This is a genomic window from Bacillus cereus group sp. MYBK222-1 (assembly GCF_051916425.1).
GTDB lineage: Bacteria > Bacillota > Bacilli > Bacillales > Bacillaceae_G > Bacillus_A > Bacillus_A paranthracis.
In genome coordinates this window covers 95,828-112,024 of the sequence record NZ_JBQAGP010000002.1, presented here as the reverse complement: position 1 = coordinate 112,024, position 16,197 = coordinate 95,828, and the positions used below count along the sequence as shown (strand labels likewise).

Here is a 16,197-nt window from a genome sequence, read left to right as displayed (position 1 = left end):
GGTTTTACAAGATAGAATCAATGAAAGTTTATAACTTCCCCTATTACTTGCAACGGGTGCAAGATGAAAATATATAAAATGGCAGAGAAGTGAAAGGAGGGGGATTTTTATGACAGTTACAATTAAAGATGTGGCGAAGAAGGCGAATGTAGCACCATCTACCGTTTCTCGTGTAATTGCTGATAATCCAAGTATAAGTGAAAAAACAAAGCGTCGTGTTCGGAAAGTAATGAGTGAACTAGGGTATCATCCTAATTTAAACGCAAGAAACCTAGCTAACCAAACAACAAAAACACTTGGCCTTGTTATGCCAAGTTCTGCAAGTAAAGCTTTTCAAAATCCGTTTTTCCCAGAAGTTATAAGAGGAATTAGTTCGTTTGCACATGTGGAAGGGTATGCGCTTTATATGTCGACAGGTGAAACGGAAGATGAAATTTTTAATGGTGTTGTAAAGATGGTGCAGGGGCGCCAAATTGGTGGCATTATTCTTTTATATTCAAGAGAGAATGATCGGATTATTCAATATTTACATAAACAAAATTTCCCGTTCGTATTAATCGGGAAACCATATGATCGTAAAGAAGAAATTACATATGTAGATAATGACAATTATACAGCTGCAAGAGAAGTAGCAGAATATTTGATTTCATTAGGTCATAAACAAATCGCGTTCATCGGCGGTGGATCAGATTTACTTGTGACGAGAGATCGTTTGGCTGGTATGAGTGATGCTTTAAAATTAGCAGACATTGTATTGCCGAAAGAGTATATTTTACATTTTGATTTTTCAAGAGAAAGTGGTCAACAAGCCGTGGAGGAATTAATGGGGCTAAAGCAACCACCGACAGCAATTATGGCAACGGATGACTTGATTGGACTTGGTGTGCTAAGTGCACTTTCTAAAAAAGGATTCGTTGTACCGAAGGATGTTTCAATTGTAAGCTTTAATAATGCTTTATTATCAGAAATTGCGAGTCCTCCGCTTTCAACAGTTGACGTGAATATATATCAGCTAGGATATGAGGCAGCAAAAGCTTTAGTTGATAAAGTAGAGAATGCGGAGTCTACTGCAAAGTGTATCATTATTCCGCATAAATTACTGAAGCGTCAAACTTGCGATCATTATGCATAAAAAAAGCTAAGAGTTTAACTCTTAGCTTTTTGTTGTAGAAAGGCTTCTAAACGGTCACAGCCTTCTTTTAAAGTTTCAATACTATATGCATAGGATAAGCGAAGGTAGCCTTCACCATATTCAGAGAATGCTGTTCCAGGAACGACGGCAAGTCCAGCTTCTTTCACAAGATCAAGTGCAAAATCAAATGATGAAGATGTTAAATGGCCAACATATGGGAATAAGTAAAATGCACCTGTTGGCTTTTCAACTGTTAAGCCCATTTGAATAAGTCTATTATATACGTAATCACGTCGTTTTTTGTATTGATGACGCATCATTTTTGGTGCATCTTTAGCAGCTGTTAAAGCTTCAATTGCAGCATATTGAGCGATTGAAGTAGCGCACGTTACGTTGTATTGATGAACTTTTAATATATGCCCAGCTAAATAGTTTGGTGCGAATAATAGACCGATACGCCAGCCAGTCATAGAATGCGATTTTGATAAACCGTTAATGACGATAGTCTTTTCACGCATTTCTGGGAAATGAGCGATCGATGTATGTGTCTGTTCATATACAAGTTCGCTATAAATTTCATCAGAAAGAACGAAAATATTTTTATCTTTTAAAACATCTACAATATCCTGTAGTTCTTCTTTTGATAAAGTTACACCAGTTGGATTAGAAGGATATGGCAGTACGACGCATCTTGTTTTTTCTGTAATGGCCTTTTCCAGTGCTTCGGCTGTTAAACGGAAGCCAGTTTCACGAACATCGATAAAAATAGGTGTTGCGCCGCATAATCGAATAATCGGTTCGTACCCTGGATAAATAGGGGCAGGTAAAATGACTTCTGTTCCTGGCTCTAAAATCGTTCGAAATGCAACATCAATTGCTTCACTAGCACCGATTGTAACGATGGTTTCGTTTTCAGGTGAATAATGTAAATCATAGTTATCTTTTACAAAGTTACAAGCTGCCTTGCGTAACTCTAGTAAACCAGCGTTATGTGTATAGCTTGTATAATTTTCTGTAATAGCCCGTTTTGCCGCTTCTTTTACGAGAGAAGGTGTAGGAAAATCAGGTTGTCCAATTGTTAAAGAGATAAGATTATCATAGTTTTGAATCATGTTAGAGAATTGACGGATTCCAGAAATTTGGATGTCCTTTACTCTAGGGTTAATGAATTGTTCCATTGTATCTCCCTTTCTTCCGTTTGAAAATTAAGTTCATTTTAACATATTTTCTATCATTTCGCTTGCGTATATGGTATGTAGAAAGAGAGGAATAATAGAAAAAAAGCCGCTGTAAGCGACTTTTTAATATCCGTATTCCCAATCTATTTCATCTTCATTCCAAAGTACAGAGGATACTTTGCCAAGGTGAACAACTGATTCATTCACAGCGCATGTGCAATTTTCTTCTCCTGTTTTATGCTGTAACTCTTCATACACTGATTTTTCAACGTTTTCTAGAACGACCAAATTTTCTTCTTTTAAAACAAGCGTAGTACCCGCCATATTTATCTTCCTCCTACTAAAATAATGATCACTTATTTGTAAACATAGATAGTATGGATTATATGCTGTATTTTGCTATAGTTGTCCGTCTTATGAAGTATTTTTTATTTTCTTTGTAATCCGTATTCATTGTATACTGTCGGGCAGAAATTTGGTACAGGGTTTACATTCATTTCGAAAATCTGTAACAATTATTATGTGTTGTTAACAAAGAATTAACAAATATGTTAAGAAAAATCAAAATTTTAAAACAAACAAACCTGTAAAATGATATAATCATATCAAAATACATATAGGGGATGAGAGGCTATGGAGCTTATCCGTGATTTAATGATCCAAATTGCAATCATTATTTTGCCACTATTTTTATACGAAGCGATTCGTTTAAATCGTTATCAAGAAATGCCTCCGAAGCCGAACCGCTACTTTATTATGTTTTTATCTAGCATTACACTCGTTCTCTCTATGACATATTCTATTTGTTTTGGGGACGTTTGCGGGTATAACTTTCACCCAATCCCAATTGTTAGTGGTTTTTTATATGGTGGGATTGTTGGTTTAATCCCGGCCGTTATTTTTGTTATCTATGAATGGGCGCTAAAGGGCATAAACCTTCTTCCAGTCATAGAAGTAATATTTCTATTGATAGTTCCATTATTTTTATCAAAGAAATGGTCTCTATTTTCAAGGGATAAGAAGCTAATTTTAGCATTTATGATTTCATCATTGTACGTACTTGTTTCTTTAGTGATTGGTATGATTAACGTTCTGTTAGAAACGGGGTTTACACCATATGTTTCGCACTTATATAGCGGATATATATTTGCTTCGCTTATTATGGTTATGACAATGGTATTTCAGGTGTACTTAACAGAATATTTAAATGAAAATGCAATACTACGTACAGAGATGCAAAAGTCAGAGAAACTTAATATTGTAAGTGAGTTAGCAGCAAGTGTTGCACATGAGGTTCGAAATCCGCTCACTGTTGTTCGTGGTTTTATTCAATTGCTAGAAAGTACGGAAGATGTGAAGAACAAGGATTATATGCGTCTCGTATTAGCTGAATTGGACCGGGCAGAACAAATTATTTCAGATTATTTAAATTTAGCAAGGCCACAAATTGAGAAAAAAGAACATATTTGCTTATCAGCTCAATTAATAGAAATGACGACTCTTATGTCATCATTTGCAGCGATGCAAGGTGTATATTTGCAAGTTGAGATTTCTGAAAGTCTTTATACGATCGGTGATAAAACGAAATTGAAGCAAGCTATTATGAATGTTGTTAAAAATGGTATTGAAGCAATTCAAGGAAATAAAGGATATTTAAAAGTAACGGCTATACAAAAAGATGAAACGATTGTAATAAGAGTTAAAGATAGTGGTGTTGGAATGACGAAAGAACAATTAGCAAGGCTCGGACAACCGTATTATTCTTTAAAAGAAAAAGGGACAGGATTAGGACTAATGGTAACATTTAGTATTTTACAAGCGCATAATGGTACGCTGGAATATAAAAGTGAAAGTGGGAAAGGAACTGAAGCGATTATTATATTGCCAGCTGTAAGAAATAAGGAATAAAAGTTACCGATAGAAGGTAACTTTTTATTTTATATTAGAAAAAATATATTATGCTATTCAGTTGTTTTTTCTTGTTTTGTTCGGCTAAATAAACTTCTAAATGATTGGAAAAAGCTTTGTTCTTTTGAAGCGGCGACTAATCTTTTTGTTTCTTGAATTTCGCGAATTACTTGCATAAGTTGTGCATCACGGTTGCTATCTTTATTATAAATTTGATTTACGAGTTTATTCATTTTTTCTTCTTGTTTAGATTCTCGTTTATACATATGATTCATTAATAAGTCCATCTTTTCTTTTTGCAGAGCATCTGTTTGAGCGGCATGATCCACTAACTCTTGTAGCATTTTTTCCTGAGATCCTTCTTTTACATAAACTTGTTGCATCAACTCATCTAGCTTTTCATCTTTTAAACGATTTTGGGTAATAAGGGTAGAATTTTGATGAATAATGGCTTCATTTAGTTGAGCGAGCATTTCAAGTTTTAACATGAATTCCTCGAAGTTGCGCCCATCTTCTTTTTCTTTCGGTTGTATTTCTTGCGTATTTTGTATAACTGGTACAGGTGGGGCCTCTTTTTCTTTTAAAATAATTGGTATCGTTTCTGAAATATCTTCCTGCAATGTAGCAGCTCTTTCATGTATAGATTTCAATAGTTTTAAATCATCAAGTTTATAAATACGAGCATCAGCTGTTTTGGAAATTATATAACCATGTTCTTCTAACAGTTGACTATATTTGCGGACTATATGTTTTGGGATGCCTGTTTTATTCGTCACATCTTTCGTTTTATAGGTAGCTTCCATAATATTTCCTCCCCAAAAAGTATCGTATATATCATTTCAATCTTTTATGAGGACTTCCTTTGAAAAAGAATGTCGGAAGGTTATTAGTTTTCTACAGCATTAGTGAAAAGATGAAGAAAAATGAGAGTTTTTGGCGGAATGGCGAAGAAGAGCTAAAATAATGTCTGAAAACATATACAGGAGAAGTTTGTTATAATAACTGAGGAAAAGAAACTGGTAGAATCATGGAGGTATACATGAAGCAATTAAAAGGTATTATCATTTCAATTATTGCAATTCTTTCTATTGTAGTAGCGGTGTATGAAGTGCTTGTTCCAGAGGAAACAAGTATTAAAAAAACAAATGCGTATGATCAAGTTCTAGAATTTCCGAAAGATCGATACCCAGAGACAGGGAAACATATTACGGATGCTATAAAAGAAGGGCATTCAGAAGTGTGTACAATCGACCGTGGTGGCGCTGCGGATAGAAGAAAATTATCGTTAGCTCCATACCCATCAAAAAAAGGGTATGATCGTGATGAATGGCCAATGGCGATGTGTAAAGAAGGCGGAAAAGGAGCGCACATCGAATATATAAGTCCAGCAGATAATCGCGGAGCAGGCTCTTGGGTAGGAAATAAGTTAGATAAATACCCAGATGGTACGCGTGTAAAATTTGACGTAAAGTAGTAGTTGTATATTTCATAATGAAGGAGGAGGGAAACGATGGAGTTAACAATTTCGTATTCGCAATTAATGTTGATGAACTATGACGGTGATCAGCCTTACGTTGACTGGACGGATGAAGATTTTGAGAGAGGTTATGCGAAGACGGATGGAACTGTTATTTTTGAAGCACTTTCTGATTATACTTGTGAAGTAAAAGTGACCCCAGGGAAACATATTGAGAAAGAAGAAGTAATTAGAACGGTTACAGTTCCTTTTACAGTTGAAAATGAATGTATCGTTGTAACAAGTATTCTTTCAAATAAATTTCAAATTCCTATTCCAAATGGTGAGTATACGGTTGTATTACAGGCAACACCCCTTGAAGAACCAACGGATGATGAATTATATAAAATACAATATGAATTCTTTTTTGAAAGTAAAGAATAAAGAATGAGGTATCCTCAAAAAGGATACCCCATTTTTATTATGCGTTTGTTTTTAGCAAGGAACGAGCGTCTTTTGCCGCTTGCACCATGTGCTCTAAAGCTGGAATAACTTCTTCTGTTCTTCTCGTTTTTAAACCACAATCAGGATTAATCCAGAAATATTTAGGATCGCATACTTTTAAAGATTGTTCTACGATTTTATACATTTCATCTTTACTTGGTACACGTGGGCTATGAATATCATATACACCTAGACCGATGCCTTTTTCATATGTTGTATGTTTTAATGTATCAATAAATTCACCGTGACTTCTTGATGTTTCGATAGAAATCACATCTGCATCTAATGCGCGAATCGCATCAACGATATCTTCGAAGTTACTGTAACACATATGAGTATGAATTTGTGTTTCATTTGCTACAGATGAAGTGGCTAAAAGGAAGGATTGTACTGCCCATGTAATATAAGCGTCCCAATCTTTTTCTTTTAGTGGCATTCCTTCACGAAGTGCTGGCTCATCGACTTGAATTACTCGAATTCCGGAAGATTCAAGTAGTTCAATTTCATGACGAAGAGCTAATGCAATTTGATATGAAACTTCTTTTCTTGGAATGTCATTTCGAACGAAGGACCAATTTAAAATCGTAACAGGTCCAGTTAACATGCCTTTTACAACTTTCTCTGTTAAGCTTTGTGCATAAACAGTTTCCTTAATAGTCATTCCGTTAATAAAGGCTACATCACCATAAATAACAGGTGGTTTTACGCAGCGGGAACCGTATGATTGCACCCAACCGTTTTTAGTGAATGAGAAACCAGCAAGGCGTTCACCAAAATATTCGACCATGTCAGTTCTTTCAAACTCACCATGTACAAGAACATCAAGACCAATTTCTTCTTGGTAACGAATCCATTTTTCTGTCTCTTTTTCAATAAATTGTTCATATTGTTCATTTGAAATAACACCGTTACGCCATTCTTTTCGCGTTTGGCGAACTTCAGTTGTTTGCGGGAAGCTACCGATAGTTGTTGTTGGTAACAACGGTAACTTCAAAGCAACTTGTTGCAATTCATATCGTTTTTCAAATGGAAGAGGTCGTGAAAAATCTTCTTCTTTTAGTGCTGTTCGTGCTGCTTTGACATCTTCTCGGTTACGTGCAGCAGATGAACGAATTGTATGATGTACATTTCGATATGTTTCCAGCTCATTACGAATGCTTTCTGTACCTTGAGTTAGAGCGGAATGAATAAGAACTAACTCTTCTAATTTTTGATTTGCAAATGCCAACGCGTCAAATAGCTCAGTCGATAAGTGAGTTTCTTCTGTTTTATCGATTGGCGTATGCAATAAGCTACAAGAAGGCTGAACGATGAAGTTTTTCGTTTGGACTTGTTTTTGTAACGTTGTAAATAACGTAAGAACTTCATCAAGATCGGCTCTCCAAATGTTACGGCCATCTATACAACCAACAGCTAAAGTTTTATCAGCTGGGAATCCATATTTTGAAATAGCATGTAGATTACCTTCTTTACCATGAATGAAATCTAATCCAATATTTGATACTGGGAATGTAATGATTTCTTCATAGTTTTCTTCTACACTATCAAAATATGTTTGTAAAAGAAGATTCGCATTTGGAACTTCTTTACGAATAGCTTCATAAATTTCTTTTGCTTGTTGAACTTCTTCTTTCGTTAAAGAAGCGAAAATCGGTTCATCAACTTGAATGATTTGTGCACCAGCTGCATGTAGTTCTGAAAGCAGTTGTACGTAAGGTGCAACTAACTGTTTTAAAATAGTAGCAAATTGCTCTTGTGTATAGCCTTTAGCTAATTTCAAGAAAGTATATGGTCCTAAAATAACAGGTTTTCCATCTACTCCTAATTCTTGTTTTGCCTCTTCGTATAAGCGAAGTGGACGATTATCTTTTAAAGAGATTTGTAATCCCTCTTCATATTCTGGAACGATATAATGATAGTTTGTGTTAAACCATTTTGTCATTTCGGAAGCTACGTGATCTTTAGAGCCACGCGCCATTGCGAAATATACATCAAGGTAAGATGTAAACTGAGAAAAACGTGATGGGATAAATCCTAGCATATAAGCAGTATCCAAAACGTGATCGTAATATGTAAAGTCGCCAATTGGAATAAGTTCAATCCCTTTTTCTTGCTGTGCTTTAACGTGTTGAAGACGAATTTCTTTCATTGTTGTTAAAAATTGTTCTTCATCAATTTTATTAGACCAAAAAGCTTCCAATGTTTTTTTCCACTCTCGTTGTAGTCCGATACGTGGATAACCTAAGTTACTTGTTTGAATTGCCATTTCAAATTCCTCCCTAATTGAAAGTAAGCATTTCCGTTTACTAGGAAATACCTATAACAAAAAGCATATAGGCATAGAAAATAAGCCTTCCTTTTTGTTTTAACACCTCATCATCATCCGTGAATCTATCAGTGTTGTTAAAACAGGCAGGTCTCCTGACTTATGCTTCATATGATTTCTTTCACCTTCCCGTTTTCACAGTGGCATTAAAAAGAAATCTCAGCATTTACAGTGGCGGGACCGTGTTGGAGTTTCACCAAGCTTCCCTTTTAAACACGAAACAAACTGTTCGTGTACCCATTTTCCTTTTGAAAGGAATTTAACAAGCGATATGATATTGAAACAAATTCTAACACAATTTTTGGAATTTTGTCTACTGTTTTGAAATAAGAAAATTCTAAAGTTTTTTATTTTAATTATTTGTATTTTTCTGATTTTTTAGAGTGAAGAAACATGAGGAGAATTGAAATAAAGTGCAATTAAATTTATAAAGAAATGGGTACCTATACATACATAAGATGCCAGTTATGTTATTAAATAATTGGTTTATCTTATATAGAAAATTAAACAAGCATAACCCCAACCTAAATTAGAATGGGGTTATACTTGTTTTAGACTTTGAAATAAAATAACTATATTGTCATTTTACAGTTTCTATTTTAAAAGTTTAATCCGTATCTATATCAATTTCTGAAAGTCGCCCGGCAACAGCATCTGCAAGAAGGGTGTTTAACCATTGCAATTCGACTGTAATATGTTCAATAACGCTTTGCAAAATATATCGCTGTGCACGTGGGATGTGTCCTTTGCTACTATCATATATAGTTTGCATATTATGTAAATATTGAATGGTGTCATTTTTCTTTTTTTCTAAAATAGGAACTAACTCTTCATCATTACCAAAATGAGCGAAAGAGAGTGCCGAATAAATTGGTTTATATATTTGATTTTTTGCCTCGAATTGTTTTAATAGTAATGTGTGAAATAACCGCTTACCTTCGTCTGTTATATGAAAAATTGTTTTATCTGGTCTATTTGTATCTCGAACAATAGTTGTAACACGAATTGCCCCTTGTTTTTCTAATTGCTCAAAGGCATAGTAAAGTGATCCTTTTGCATATTTAATGTAACAGTCCATTTGTCTTTCTTTCATGATGTGCTGCACTTCATATGGATGTTTATCTCCTTCGAGTAGTAAGCCGAGAATGACTAATTTCATGCTCATGCTGTCTCAACTGCTACTAAAAATATAGACAAATGTATATTCTTAGAGTATTCCTGCTTCTACGTGCCCTGCCTCGCTAATCACTTGCTACTACAGTTTGCTGTGACACTCCACAGGCGTAAATTCCGATGTAGCCCACCGTACATATATACAAACTATTTACGTTAGTATTGTATATTCTTTTGCTTGTAAAAGGTTGATCGCTGCGTTCAAATCTCTATCCATTACATTGCCACATTCACATGTATATACTCGGTCAGATAGCTTTAAATCCGCTTTCTTTTGACTGCAACATGAGCATAACTTTGACGATGGATAAAACCGGTCTACTTGACGTAATTCAATTCCATATTCCTCACATTTCGTCAAAAGCCACGTTTTAAAAGTAAAAAAAGACTGCTTGGCAATTGTTTTAGATAAATGTTTATTCTTCATCATACCTTTCACATTCAAATCTTCCACTGTAATAAACGTTGGTTTGGTTTTCACCACATTCGTTACAATAGACTTTACATATTCTATTCGAATATTCGCTAATCGAGCATGCAACTTTTGCACTCTAAGAACATTTTTATCTATATTCACTCTTCTATTAGTAACAGATTTTTCACCTCTTTTTTTTAGATTTTCAAATTTACGTGCTAAAGAGCGTTGTTCACGTTTTAACCGTTTTTCTATCTTTTTTACTTTTATTGTTTTGTTGATGTTTTCATGAACGATACCATCGCTACGTGTAGCAAAATCCTTCACTCCTAAATCAATCCCTAGACCTATTTTATTGAGTGCTAACTTTGTTGCCATTTCTTCCAATTCGCAAAGTACAGATACAAAATATCTTCCTTTTGGGTTTTGGTAAGCAGTTAAAACACCTTGATTGTTCCACCTTTGCAATGTCTTAACAGAGACATTAAGCATTTCTGAAAATTCTTTTGGTTTATATTGTTTCATAATTACTTTTTTGCTATATATGCACACTTTTGTCTATGTTTTTGTTTACTGTTTCTTTCTCCTGTATATAGAAACTTGATCCCGATTGGTGAGGGATAATAACCAGTAGGAATGGTTCCTTACTGATCAAAGATTTACTTTATATATTATAAACGGCATACCCTTTTTCATAAAGGGTATGCCGTTTCTTTTTTCTATACTAACTTACCTGCTTTTGTTTTTGTTTCGTTTTTGGTCCTGTAAAAAGACGCTCATTTCCCATAAGTAAAATGCAAATAATACTTAGTACAGCCGGGATCAGTGCCCAGAAGAATGTACTGGCAATAGATGTAGCTAGAGCTTCTTTAATACCAGTTAATATTTCAGTTGGTATTTTATCGGTAGCACTTGGTGATAATAAGAAACTTGTGTCTCCACCCTTTGGAGCTAATTTTGCTAGTTCGGGTGGGAAGAGAGTGTTTAGTTTATCTGTAAAAATATGATTTTGAATTGTACCGAAAATCGTTACACCAAGAGTCATACCGAGTGAACGGAAAAATGAGTTTGTTGATGTAGCAGAACCACGGTCTCTCATTTCTAATTTGTGAATCGAAGACATACTTAAAACTGAGAATGAGAAACCAACACCAAGTCCAGCGAGAACCATAAATAGTGTTACGAGTAGGCGAGGTGTGTCCATTGTTAAAGTGCTTAGTAAATAAATGCCAAGAACGAAGAAAACTCCAGATGCCATCATAATGTTACGATAACTTGTTCGAGAAGCTAACTGTCCACCCGTTTGACTTCCAATTACAGAGCCAATCATCATAGGTGTTAAAATTAATCCAGCATTTGAGGCTGAACCACCGAGAACACCTTGAACGAAGATTGGGATATAAACTGTACAGATGATAAAAGCGGCACCATAGAAAAAGGCAACACCTTGGCTAGCTGCGAATAAAGGTTTTTTAAATAGATGGAAAGAAATGATAGGCTCGGTTGCTTTTCGTTCTACGAAGAAGAAAATAATAAGCATAATAACAACTGTTGTAAATAAGCCGATAATTACAGTGGAATCCCATGCGTATTCTTTACCACCAAGTTCTAATGCGAACATTAAGCAAACGATACTAATAACAAGTGTAATAGCGCCAGCCCAATCAATTTTTTGTTTTCTAAATTCTAGAGATTCACTATAATATTTCGTAATGAAGAAGAAGGAGATAAGTCCTAATGGAATATTAATATAGAAGACCCAGTGCCAACTTATATAGTCTGTAATATAAGCACCTAATAAAGGGCCGAATACACTAGATGTTCCGAAAACAGCACCGAATAGCCCTGTCATTTTTCCGCGCTTTTCTGGTGGGAATATGTCGTACATAATAGTGAAGGCGATAGGCATAAGAGCTCCGCCACCAATTCCTTGAATTGCTCTATAAATACTTAATTGCTCAATACTAGATGCTGTTCCACAAAGTGCAGAACCGAACAAGAAAAGAATAAGGCCACCAATATAAAAGCGTTTCCGTCCGTACATATCAGAAAGTTTTCCGAAGATAGGCATTCCTGCCATTGTTGCTACCATATATGCAGACGTGACCCAAACGAACTTGTCAAATCCTCCTAGGTCTCCAACGATTGTTGCCATTGCTGTTGCAACGATTGTATTATCCATTGCCGCCATTAAAATACCAAGTAGTAAACCCGCAACAACAAATTTTGTCTTGCTGGAGTCTTTTTTTGATAATTGAGATTCCAAAGATAACCCTCCTTTAATAATAAGTAAACTATATTAAGTTTTGAGTGCAGCGCATAAAAATTATAAATATATTTTTAAAAATCAATTTACACAAGTGCACTGATAAAGCCATAAAGAATATTATAGTCAAGTTTGACTAAAAGGCAAACTTTTTCTTCCGTCAAAATATTCTGTTGTATGGACAGCGAAAGAGTGAGTAATACTTAGTATTGGTAAAAAGTCAATGAAGGAAATTGTAAAAAAATATTTCAGTAAGAATACCTGCTGTTAACAGATGAAAAATGGTTTTTTCTTTACTTTGTCGAATAGGATAAAAGGAAGAGTAATAACTATATATCGTTTGTAACGAGCTTTATTAATATTGTGTAGAGAGGCAGAATAAGGTCGTATGGATATGATGCATCTGAAATGGGGTGAATATTATTATGAAAATATGGAAACGAATTCCGGATCAAGGAAGGCGTTCAATACCGCTACAACCGGTATTATGGATTGATGGCTCAAAAAAGGAAAATGAATGTCCTAACGTAGCAGTTACATTACAAATCCGTAGTATGTATAAAGAAAAATTTTCATATGAACTGACCTATGATGTAAACGACATACTTATTATTCGAATTGAAGTTGAAAATAAAGGAATGGAAATGATTTCACGAGTTGTAGTAAGTCATATGATTCGAGATTATTTTGCCTATATTCCAAATTCATTAAAGGTTGATAAGGGGATGAGCGAGTTTCTGTTCCAGCTTGTAAGGTGGAGAATTGATAATTTATTACCAAATGAGAAGGTAGAATTAATTTGTAAAATAAAAGCAAATAAAGATAAAGAACTCAAAAACACACTATTTCAGGCTACATATACATTTCAATATAACGGAGTATCATATGGTCCGTTGCAAACAAATGAAGTTGTTGTACGGCAATGATAAAAAGGAACCTGTATGAAAGGTTCCTTTTTGATTCCCTTTTTTGTTCGATCCATATTTACAATAGCGTCGATTTGATTGTATGTAATGAAGTTTACTCCGAAAGAATTAAATAGTAATTTTAGCGACTACAGAAACCCCGATAGTAAACGTATAATATCTGATAGATTTTTCTTTTGTAGCATGTAGGTCACCATATTTCTAAAATGATGCATGGCATATATATGAAATAGAATAGAAATGGTAGACAAGCTTAAGCGGAAATGTACACTCAATATGTACATTTTTTATTTTGTAGAAAAACATAATTGTTATAGAAACATATATTGGTATAGAAGGGAGGTGAAGTATGAAACATAAAGGGAAAATTAGTGGATTATTACTTGGGAATACAGTGGCAGTTACAGAATGGATTGCGCTTCAGGATGTAATTACAAAACTGGATTCGCGATCATTTTATACCGTCTTTATTATTTATATATTGCAAATGATACTCAGCTATTATTTTGGACATTGGTATGATAAAAAAGCGAGTGGGCGTATGGATACGGAAGTAGGAGGAATGGCAAGTAATGATTTTGTAGTTGATTTTTTTGAGAAAGTAGCTGCTTTATCAGAACGAGATTCTCATAATATTACAGTGTACATTCTTTCTGTGAAAGAATGGAAAGGACTAAAAGAAACAGTGCAAGAAAAAAAATTGGAGGTGTTAGTACAAAAATTGGAGAGCACGATTGTAAAGACAATTCGTAAAGGCGATGTCGTTACGAAGTGGGATGAAAATAAGTATGTGATTGTGGCGATTGATAACGGACATGAAAAGTCGACAATAACAAACCGATTAATGAAAAATATTGAAAGTGAAATAGAAAATGGTTTGGTAAGTATGACTCTATTATTTGGGGCTGCTAGTTATCCTATAGAAGGAAAAACGTTTGAAGAATTGTTAAGAAAGGCACAAAATCAATTGTACCAGCATAGAAATTTGTAAAAAAATAAGTGAAATTTTGATTTGAAGAAATATGATATGAAGAAGTTTTTATTGTAACATTTTTTTGACTTTTATTACAAAAAGAACTTTTTTTGTAATAAAAGTCTTTAAAAATATATGAAATAGGCATATAATTATGATGGATGTGTCAATGCATTTTGCACAATGTGTTTCATTTTAAAAGTGTAGAGGAAAGTATACTCTACACTTTTCCTTTTTAGGGAATGGCAAGAATAATTGTAAGTTGTTGCAAGATAGCATTTATACTGTGTAAAATGAACGAAGAGATTATTTGATAGAAAGCGGGAAAGGGAATGATAGAATGATAGACGTGTGAGAACAACGAACATCTTTTATCAGGTGAATGATTACTGTTGTTCTTCAAATTATTATGGTTGTGATGAATTCCGTTGTACTTTTGTGTAATACATAATATCAATAGGTTTTAAAAAGTGCCAAGTAAAAGATGGATATGGAACTACTATTTAGTTCAAAAACGGAAAATGTAATTTCAAGTAATACAATTTGTACAAGCATTATAAACAATATGAATGATTTTCGTGAAAAAGGTGCGAGTGTGGAGTTTATAGAAGGTTATATAATTTCATAGCTTTTTACACGATGATCGTATATAAGTAGGAGGAAAAAGATGTTGAAATATAGTAAATTAGCAATTGTAACTGCATTATCAATGACTTTACTAGCGGGTTGTTTCGGACCGAAACCAGAAGAGGAATTATATGTTGCATTTGAAAATGCTGCAAAGCAAGAAAAAACAATGTTTGAAGATGCAAAAAAACTTGAAACTTTAGAGAAAGAGGGACAAGAATTATATAACCAGATTGTTCAAGAAGGAAAAGATAATAATCAAACTGTTAAGGAAAAACTAAACCAAGCAGTGAAAAATACAGATGAACGAGAAAAAGTGCTTAAAAAAGAAAAAGAATCTTTAAATAAGGCACAAGAAGAAGTGAAATCGGCAGATAAATATGTGAAGAAAATTGAAGATAAGAAATTGAAAGATCAAGCGGATAAAGTGAAAAGCACATATGAGAAACGACATGATTCATTTAACAAAATGTATGATAGCTATAATAAATCGTTAAAACAAGAAAAAGAATTATATACAATGTTACAAGATAAAGGTACGAAATTAAAAGATATTAGTGAAAAAGTAAAAGTAGTAAATCAGTCTTATAAAGATATTGAATCAGAAAAAGACAAGTTTAATGAATTTACGAAGTCTTATAATACAGAAAAAATTGCTTTTTATAAACAAGCAAATATTAAAATTAAAGAAGAGAAAAAATAAAACAGTTTGGCCTACAATTGGCCAAACTGTTTTATTTTTTTGTATAGGTACGACTATACCATGGGACAGGTTCACTTAATTTTTTTTCTTGTTTTAGCGCTTCAGGACCAATATAATCTTGAAGTGTTTTTTTTGCTACTGTTAAAGATAAGGTTGTTTTCGGATTTCGATAGGAGGATTCAAGATGACCGAGATGTGGTAGGATTCGAAAATCTTCTTTTGTAGGAGGAATATGGAAAAAGTAATCACCTAAACGTATAAGAACATCAGATTGTTGTTGGCTAAAACGTGGATTTCTAGAGAAATGTAATCCTTCTTTAATAGCTTTTTTTTCAGTAATTAGGCGTTCTAAAGCTGTCTTTTTTAACCAGTATAAATACTTCGGATTAGTTGCAGCTTTAGCATGACGATTCACAACGAAAATAGATTGAGCTAGTCGATTAATAGAATGTTGGTTTTGTAATTGAGATTGTGGTTGTGAAGGTTTCATATTAAATCTCCTTTCAATTTTTCATTATTATACCATAAGTAAAAGCGATTTTTATTATATGCAAAAAGTGATTGTATATATTTTCAATATTAAAGCAATATTGTTACAAAAAACAACTAT

Annotated in this window: 15 protein-coding genes, 1 pseudogene and 1 riboswitch; of the genes and pseudogenes, 7 read left to right on the top strand and 9 right to left on the bottom strand. The window is 33.9% G+C overall.

The window, feature by feature from the left end:
- Nucleotides 1-109: 109 nt before the first annotated feature.
- Complete coding sequence (gene malR / locus ACTFR9_RS12440) at nt 110-1,132, top strand: maltose operon transcriptional repressor MalR (RefSeq protein WP_000219043.1); 1,023 nt, start codon at nt 110-112, stop codon at nt 1,130-1,132.
- Between the two features lie 14 nt (nt 1,133-1,146).
- Here the strand turns inward: malR and ACTFR9_RS12435 are convergent, their stop codons facing one another.
- Nucleotides 1,147-2,310: an aminotransferase A gene (locus ACTFR9_RS12435; RefSeq protein WP_000434564.1), complete on the bottom strand. Its 1,164-nt coding sequence runs from the start codon at nt 2,308-2,310 to the stop codon at nt 1,147-1,149.
- A 123-nt stretch (nt 2,311-2,433) separates the two neighbouring features.
- Nucleotides 2,434-2,634 (bottom strand): hypothetical protein, encoded by a 201-nt coding sequence (locus tag ACTFR9_RS12430; protein WP_000929285.1) that lies wholly within the window; start codon nt 2,632-2,634, stop codon nt 2,434-2,436.
- Between the two features lie 309 nt (nt 2,635-2,943).
- Between ACTFR9_RS12430 and kinB the strand changes: the two genes are divergently transcribed.
- Nucleotides 2,944-4,218: a sporulation sensor histidine kinase KinB gene (gene kinB, locus ACTFR9_RS12425; RefSeq protein WP_000420384.1), complete on the top strand. Its 1,275-nt coding sequence runs from the start codon at nt 2,944-2,946 to the stop codon at nt 4,216-4,218.
- 53 nt (nt 4,219-4,271) lie between these two features.
- Here the strand turns inward: kinB and ACTFR9_RS12420 are convergent, their stop codons facing one another.
- Nucleotides 4,272-5,021, bottom strand: a complete 750-nt coding sequence (locus tag ACTFR9_RS12420) for a DUF3967 domain-containing protein (RefSeq protein WP_000388462.1) — start codon at nt 5,019-5,021, stop codon at nt 4,272-4,274.
- A 236-nt stretch (nt 5,022-5,257) separates the two neighbouring features.
- On the opposite strand from ACTFR9_RS12420, the gene nucA reads away from it, so the two are divergent.
- Nucleotides 5,258-5,692 (top strand): DNA-entry nuclease, encoded by a 435-nt coding sequence (nucA, locus tag ACTFR9_RS12415; protein ID WP_000811499.1) that lies wholly within the window; start codon nt 5,258-5,260, stop codon nt 5,690-5,692.
- Between the two features lie 36 nt (nt 5,693-5,728).
- On the top strand, nt 5,729-6,118 hold the full coding sequence (comJ, locus tag ACTFR9_RS12410) for a competence protein ComJ (RefSeq protein ID WP_000424017.1): 390 nt from the start codon (nt 5,729-5,731) through the stop codon (nt 6,116-6,118).
- Between the two features lie 37 nt (nt 6,119-6,155).
- Here the strand turns inward: comJ and metE are convergent, their stop codons facing one another.
- The 4 genes from metE to ACTFR9_RS12390 form a co-directional block, all read right to left on the bottom strand.
- Entirely contained in the window at nt 6,156-8,444 is a 2,289-nt protein-coding gene (gene metE, locus ACTFR9_RS12405; RefSeq protein ID WP_001007596.1) for a 5-methyltetrahydropteroyltriglutamate--homocysteine S-methyltransferase, read from the bottom strand.
- 128 nt (nt 8,445-8,572) lie between these two features.
- A riboswitch (cobalamin riboswitch) is annotated at nt 8,573-8,760 on the bottom strand.
- Between the two features lie 351 nt (nt 8,761-9,111).
- On the bottom strand, nt 9,112-9,669 hold the full coding sequence (locus tag ACTFR9_RS12400) for a PadR family transcriptional regulator (protein ID WP_002163528.1): 558 nt from the start codon (nt 9,667-9,669) through the stop codon (nt 9,112-9,114).
- Between the two features lie 159 nt (nt 9,670-9,828).
- Nucleotides 9,829-10,617, bottom strand: a complete 789-nt coding sequence (locus ACTFR9_RS12395) for an RNA-guided endonuclease TnpB family protein (protein WP_080349457.1) — start codon at nt 10,615-10,617, stop codon at nt 9,829-9,831.
- Between the two features lie 199 nt (nt 10,618-10,816).
- On the bottom strand, nt 10,817-12,358 hold the full coding sequence (locus ACTFR9_RS12390) for an MDR family MFS transporter (protein ID WP_048557615.1): 1,542 nt from the start codon (nt 12,356-12,358) through the stop codon (nt 10,817-10,819).
- A gap of 425 nt (nt 12,359-12,783) precedes the next feature.
- Between ACTFR9_RS12390 and ACTFR9_RS12385 the strand changes: the two genes are divergently transcribed.
- Nucleotides 12,784-13,284 (top strand): hypothetical protein, encoded by a 501-nt coding sequence (locus tag ACTFR9_RS12385; protein WP_000708168.1) that lies wholly within the window; start codon nt 12,784-12,786, stop codon nt 13,282-13,284.
- Here ACTFR9_RS12385 and ACTFR9_RS12380 read toward each other — a convergent pair.
- Nucleotides 13,224-13,469, bottom strand: a pseudogene (locus ACTFR9_RS12380) (hypothetical protein). The gene ACTFR9_RS12385 and the pseudogene ACTFR9_RS12380 sit on opposite strands and share 61 nt — an antisense overlap.
- A 164-nt stretch (nt 13,470-13,633) precedes the next feature.
- Here ACTFR9_RS12380 and ACTFR9_RS12375 point away from each other — a divergent pair.
- Nucleotides 13,634-14,275, top strand: coding sequence for a diguanylate cyclase domain-containing protein (locus tag ACTFR9_RS12375; RefSeq protein WP_000680837.1), 642 nt, complete (start codon nt 13,634-13,636; stop codon nt 14,273-14,275).
- A gap of 649 nt (nt 14,276-14,924) precedes the next feature.
- Nucleotides 14,925-15,587, top strand: a complete 663-nt coding sequence (locus ACTFR9_RS12370) for a YkyA family protein (RefSeq protein WP_000922491.1) — start codon at nt 14,925-14,927, stop codon at nt 15,585-15,587.
- Between the two features lie 31 nt (nt 15,588-15,618).
- Here ACTFR9_RS12370 and ACTFR9_RS12365 read toward each other — a convergent pair whose 3' ends face one another.
- Complete coding sequence (locus ACTFR9_RS12365; protein ID WP_000804868.1) at nt 15,619-16,077, bottom strand: YkyB family protein; 459 nt, start codon at nt 16,075-16,077, stop codon at nt 15,619-15,621.
- Between the last annotated feature and the right edge of the window lie 120 nt (nt 16,078-16,197).

Excerpts from the sequence above, each read along its gene's own strand:
- ACTFR9_RS12420 (WP_000388462.1), bottom strand. The coding sequence starts at position 5,021 with ATGGAAGCTACCTATAAAACGAAAGATGTGACGAATAAAACAGGCATC.
- ACTFR9_RS12375 (WP_000680837.1), top strand. The coding sequence starts at position 13,634 with ATGAAACATAAAGGGAAAATTAGTGGATTATTACTTGGGAATACAGTG.
- kinB (WP_000420384.1), top strand. The coding sequence starts at position 2,944 with ATGGAGCTTATCCGTGATTTAATGATCCAAATTGCAATCATTATTTTG.
- metE (WP_001007596.1), bottom strand. The coding sequence starts at position 8,444 with ATGGCAATTCAAACAAGTAACTTAGGTTATCCACGTATCGGACTACAA.
- ACTFR9_RS12395 (WP_080349457.1), bottom strand. The coding sequence starts at position 10,617 with ATGAAACAATATAAACCAAAAGAATTTTCAGAAATGCTTAATGTCTCT.
- ACTFR9_RS12370 (WP_000922491.1), top strand. The coding sequence starts at position 14,925 with ATGTTGAAATATAGTAAATTAGCAATTGTAACTGCATTATCAATGACT.
- ACTFR9_RS12435 (WP_000434564.1), bottom strand. The coding sequence starts at position 2,310 with ATGGAACAATTCATTAACCCTAGAGTAAAGGACATCCAAATTTCTGGA.
- comJ (WP_000424017.1), top strand. The coding sequence starts at position 5,729 with ATGGAGTTAACAATTTCGTATTCGCAATTAATGTTGATGAACTATGAC.
- ACTFR9_RS12365 (WP_000804868.1), bottom strand. The coding sequence starts at position 16,077 with ATGAAACCTTCACAACCACAATCTCAATTACAAAACCAACATTCTATT.
- ACTFR9_RS12430 (WP_000929285.1), bottom strand. The coding sequence starts at position 2,634 with ATGGCGGGTACTACGCTTGTTTTAAAAGAAGAAAATTTGGTCGTTCTA.
- nucA (WP_000811499.1), top strand. The coding sequence starts at position 5,258 with ATGAAGCAATTAAAAGGTATTATCATTTCAATTATTGCAATTCTTTCT.
- ACTFR9_RS12400 (WP_002163528.1), bottom strand. The coding sequence starts at position 9,669 with ATGAGCATGAAATTAGTCATTCTCGGCTTACTACTCGAAGGAGATAAA.
- ACTFR9_RS12385 (WP_000708168.1), top strand. The coding sequence starts at position 12,784 with ATGAAAATATGGAAACGAATTCCGGATCAAGGAAGGCGTTCAATACCG.
- malR (WP_000219043.1), top strand. The coding sequence starts at position 110 with ATGACAGTTACAATTAAAGATGTGGCGAAGAAGGCGAATGTAGCACCA.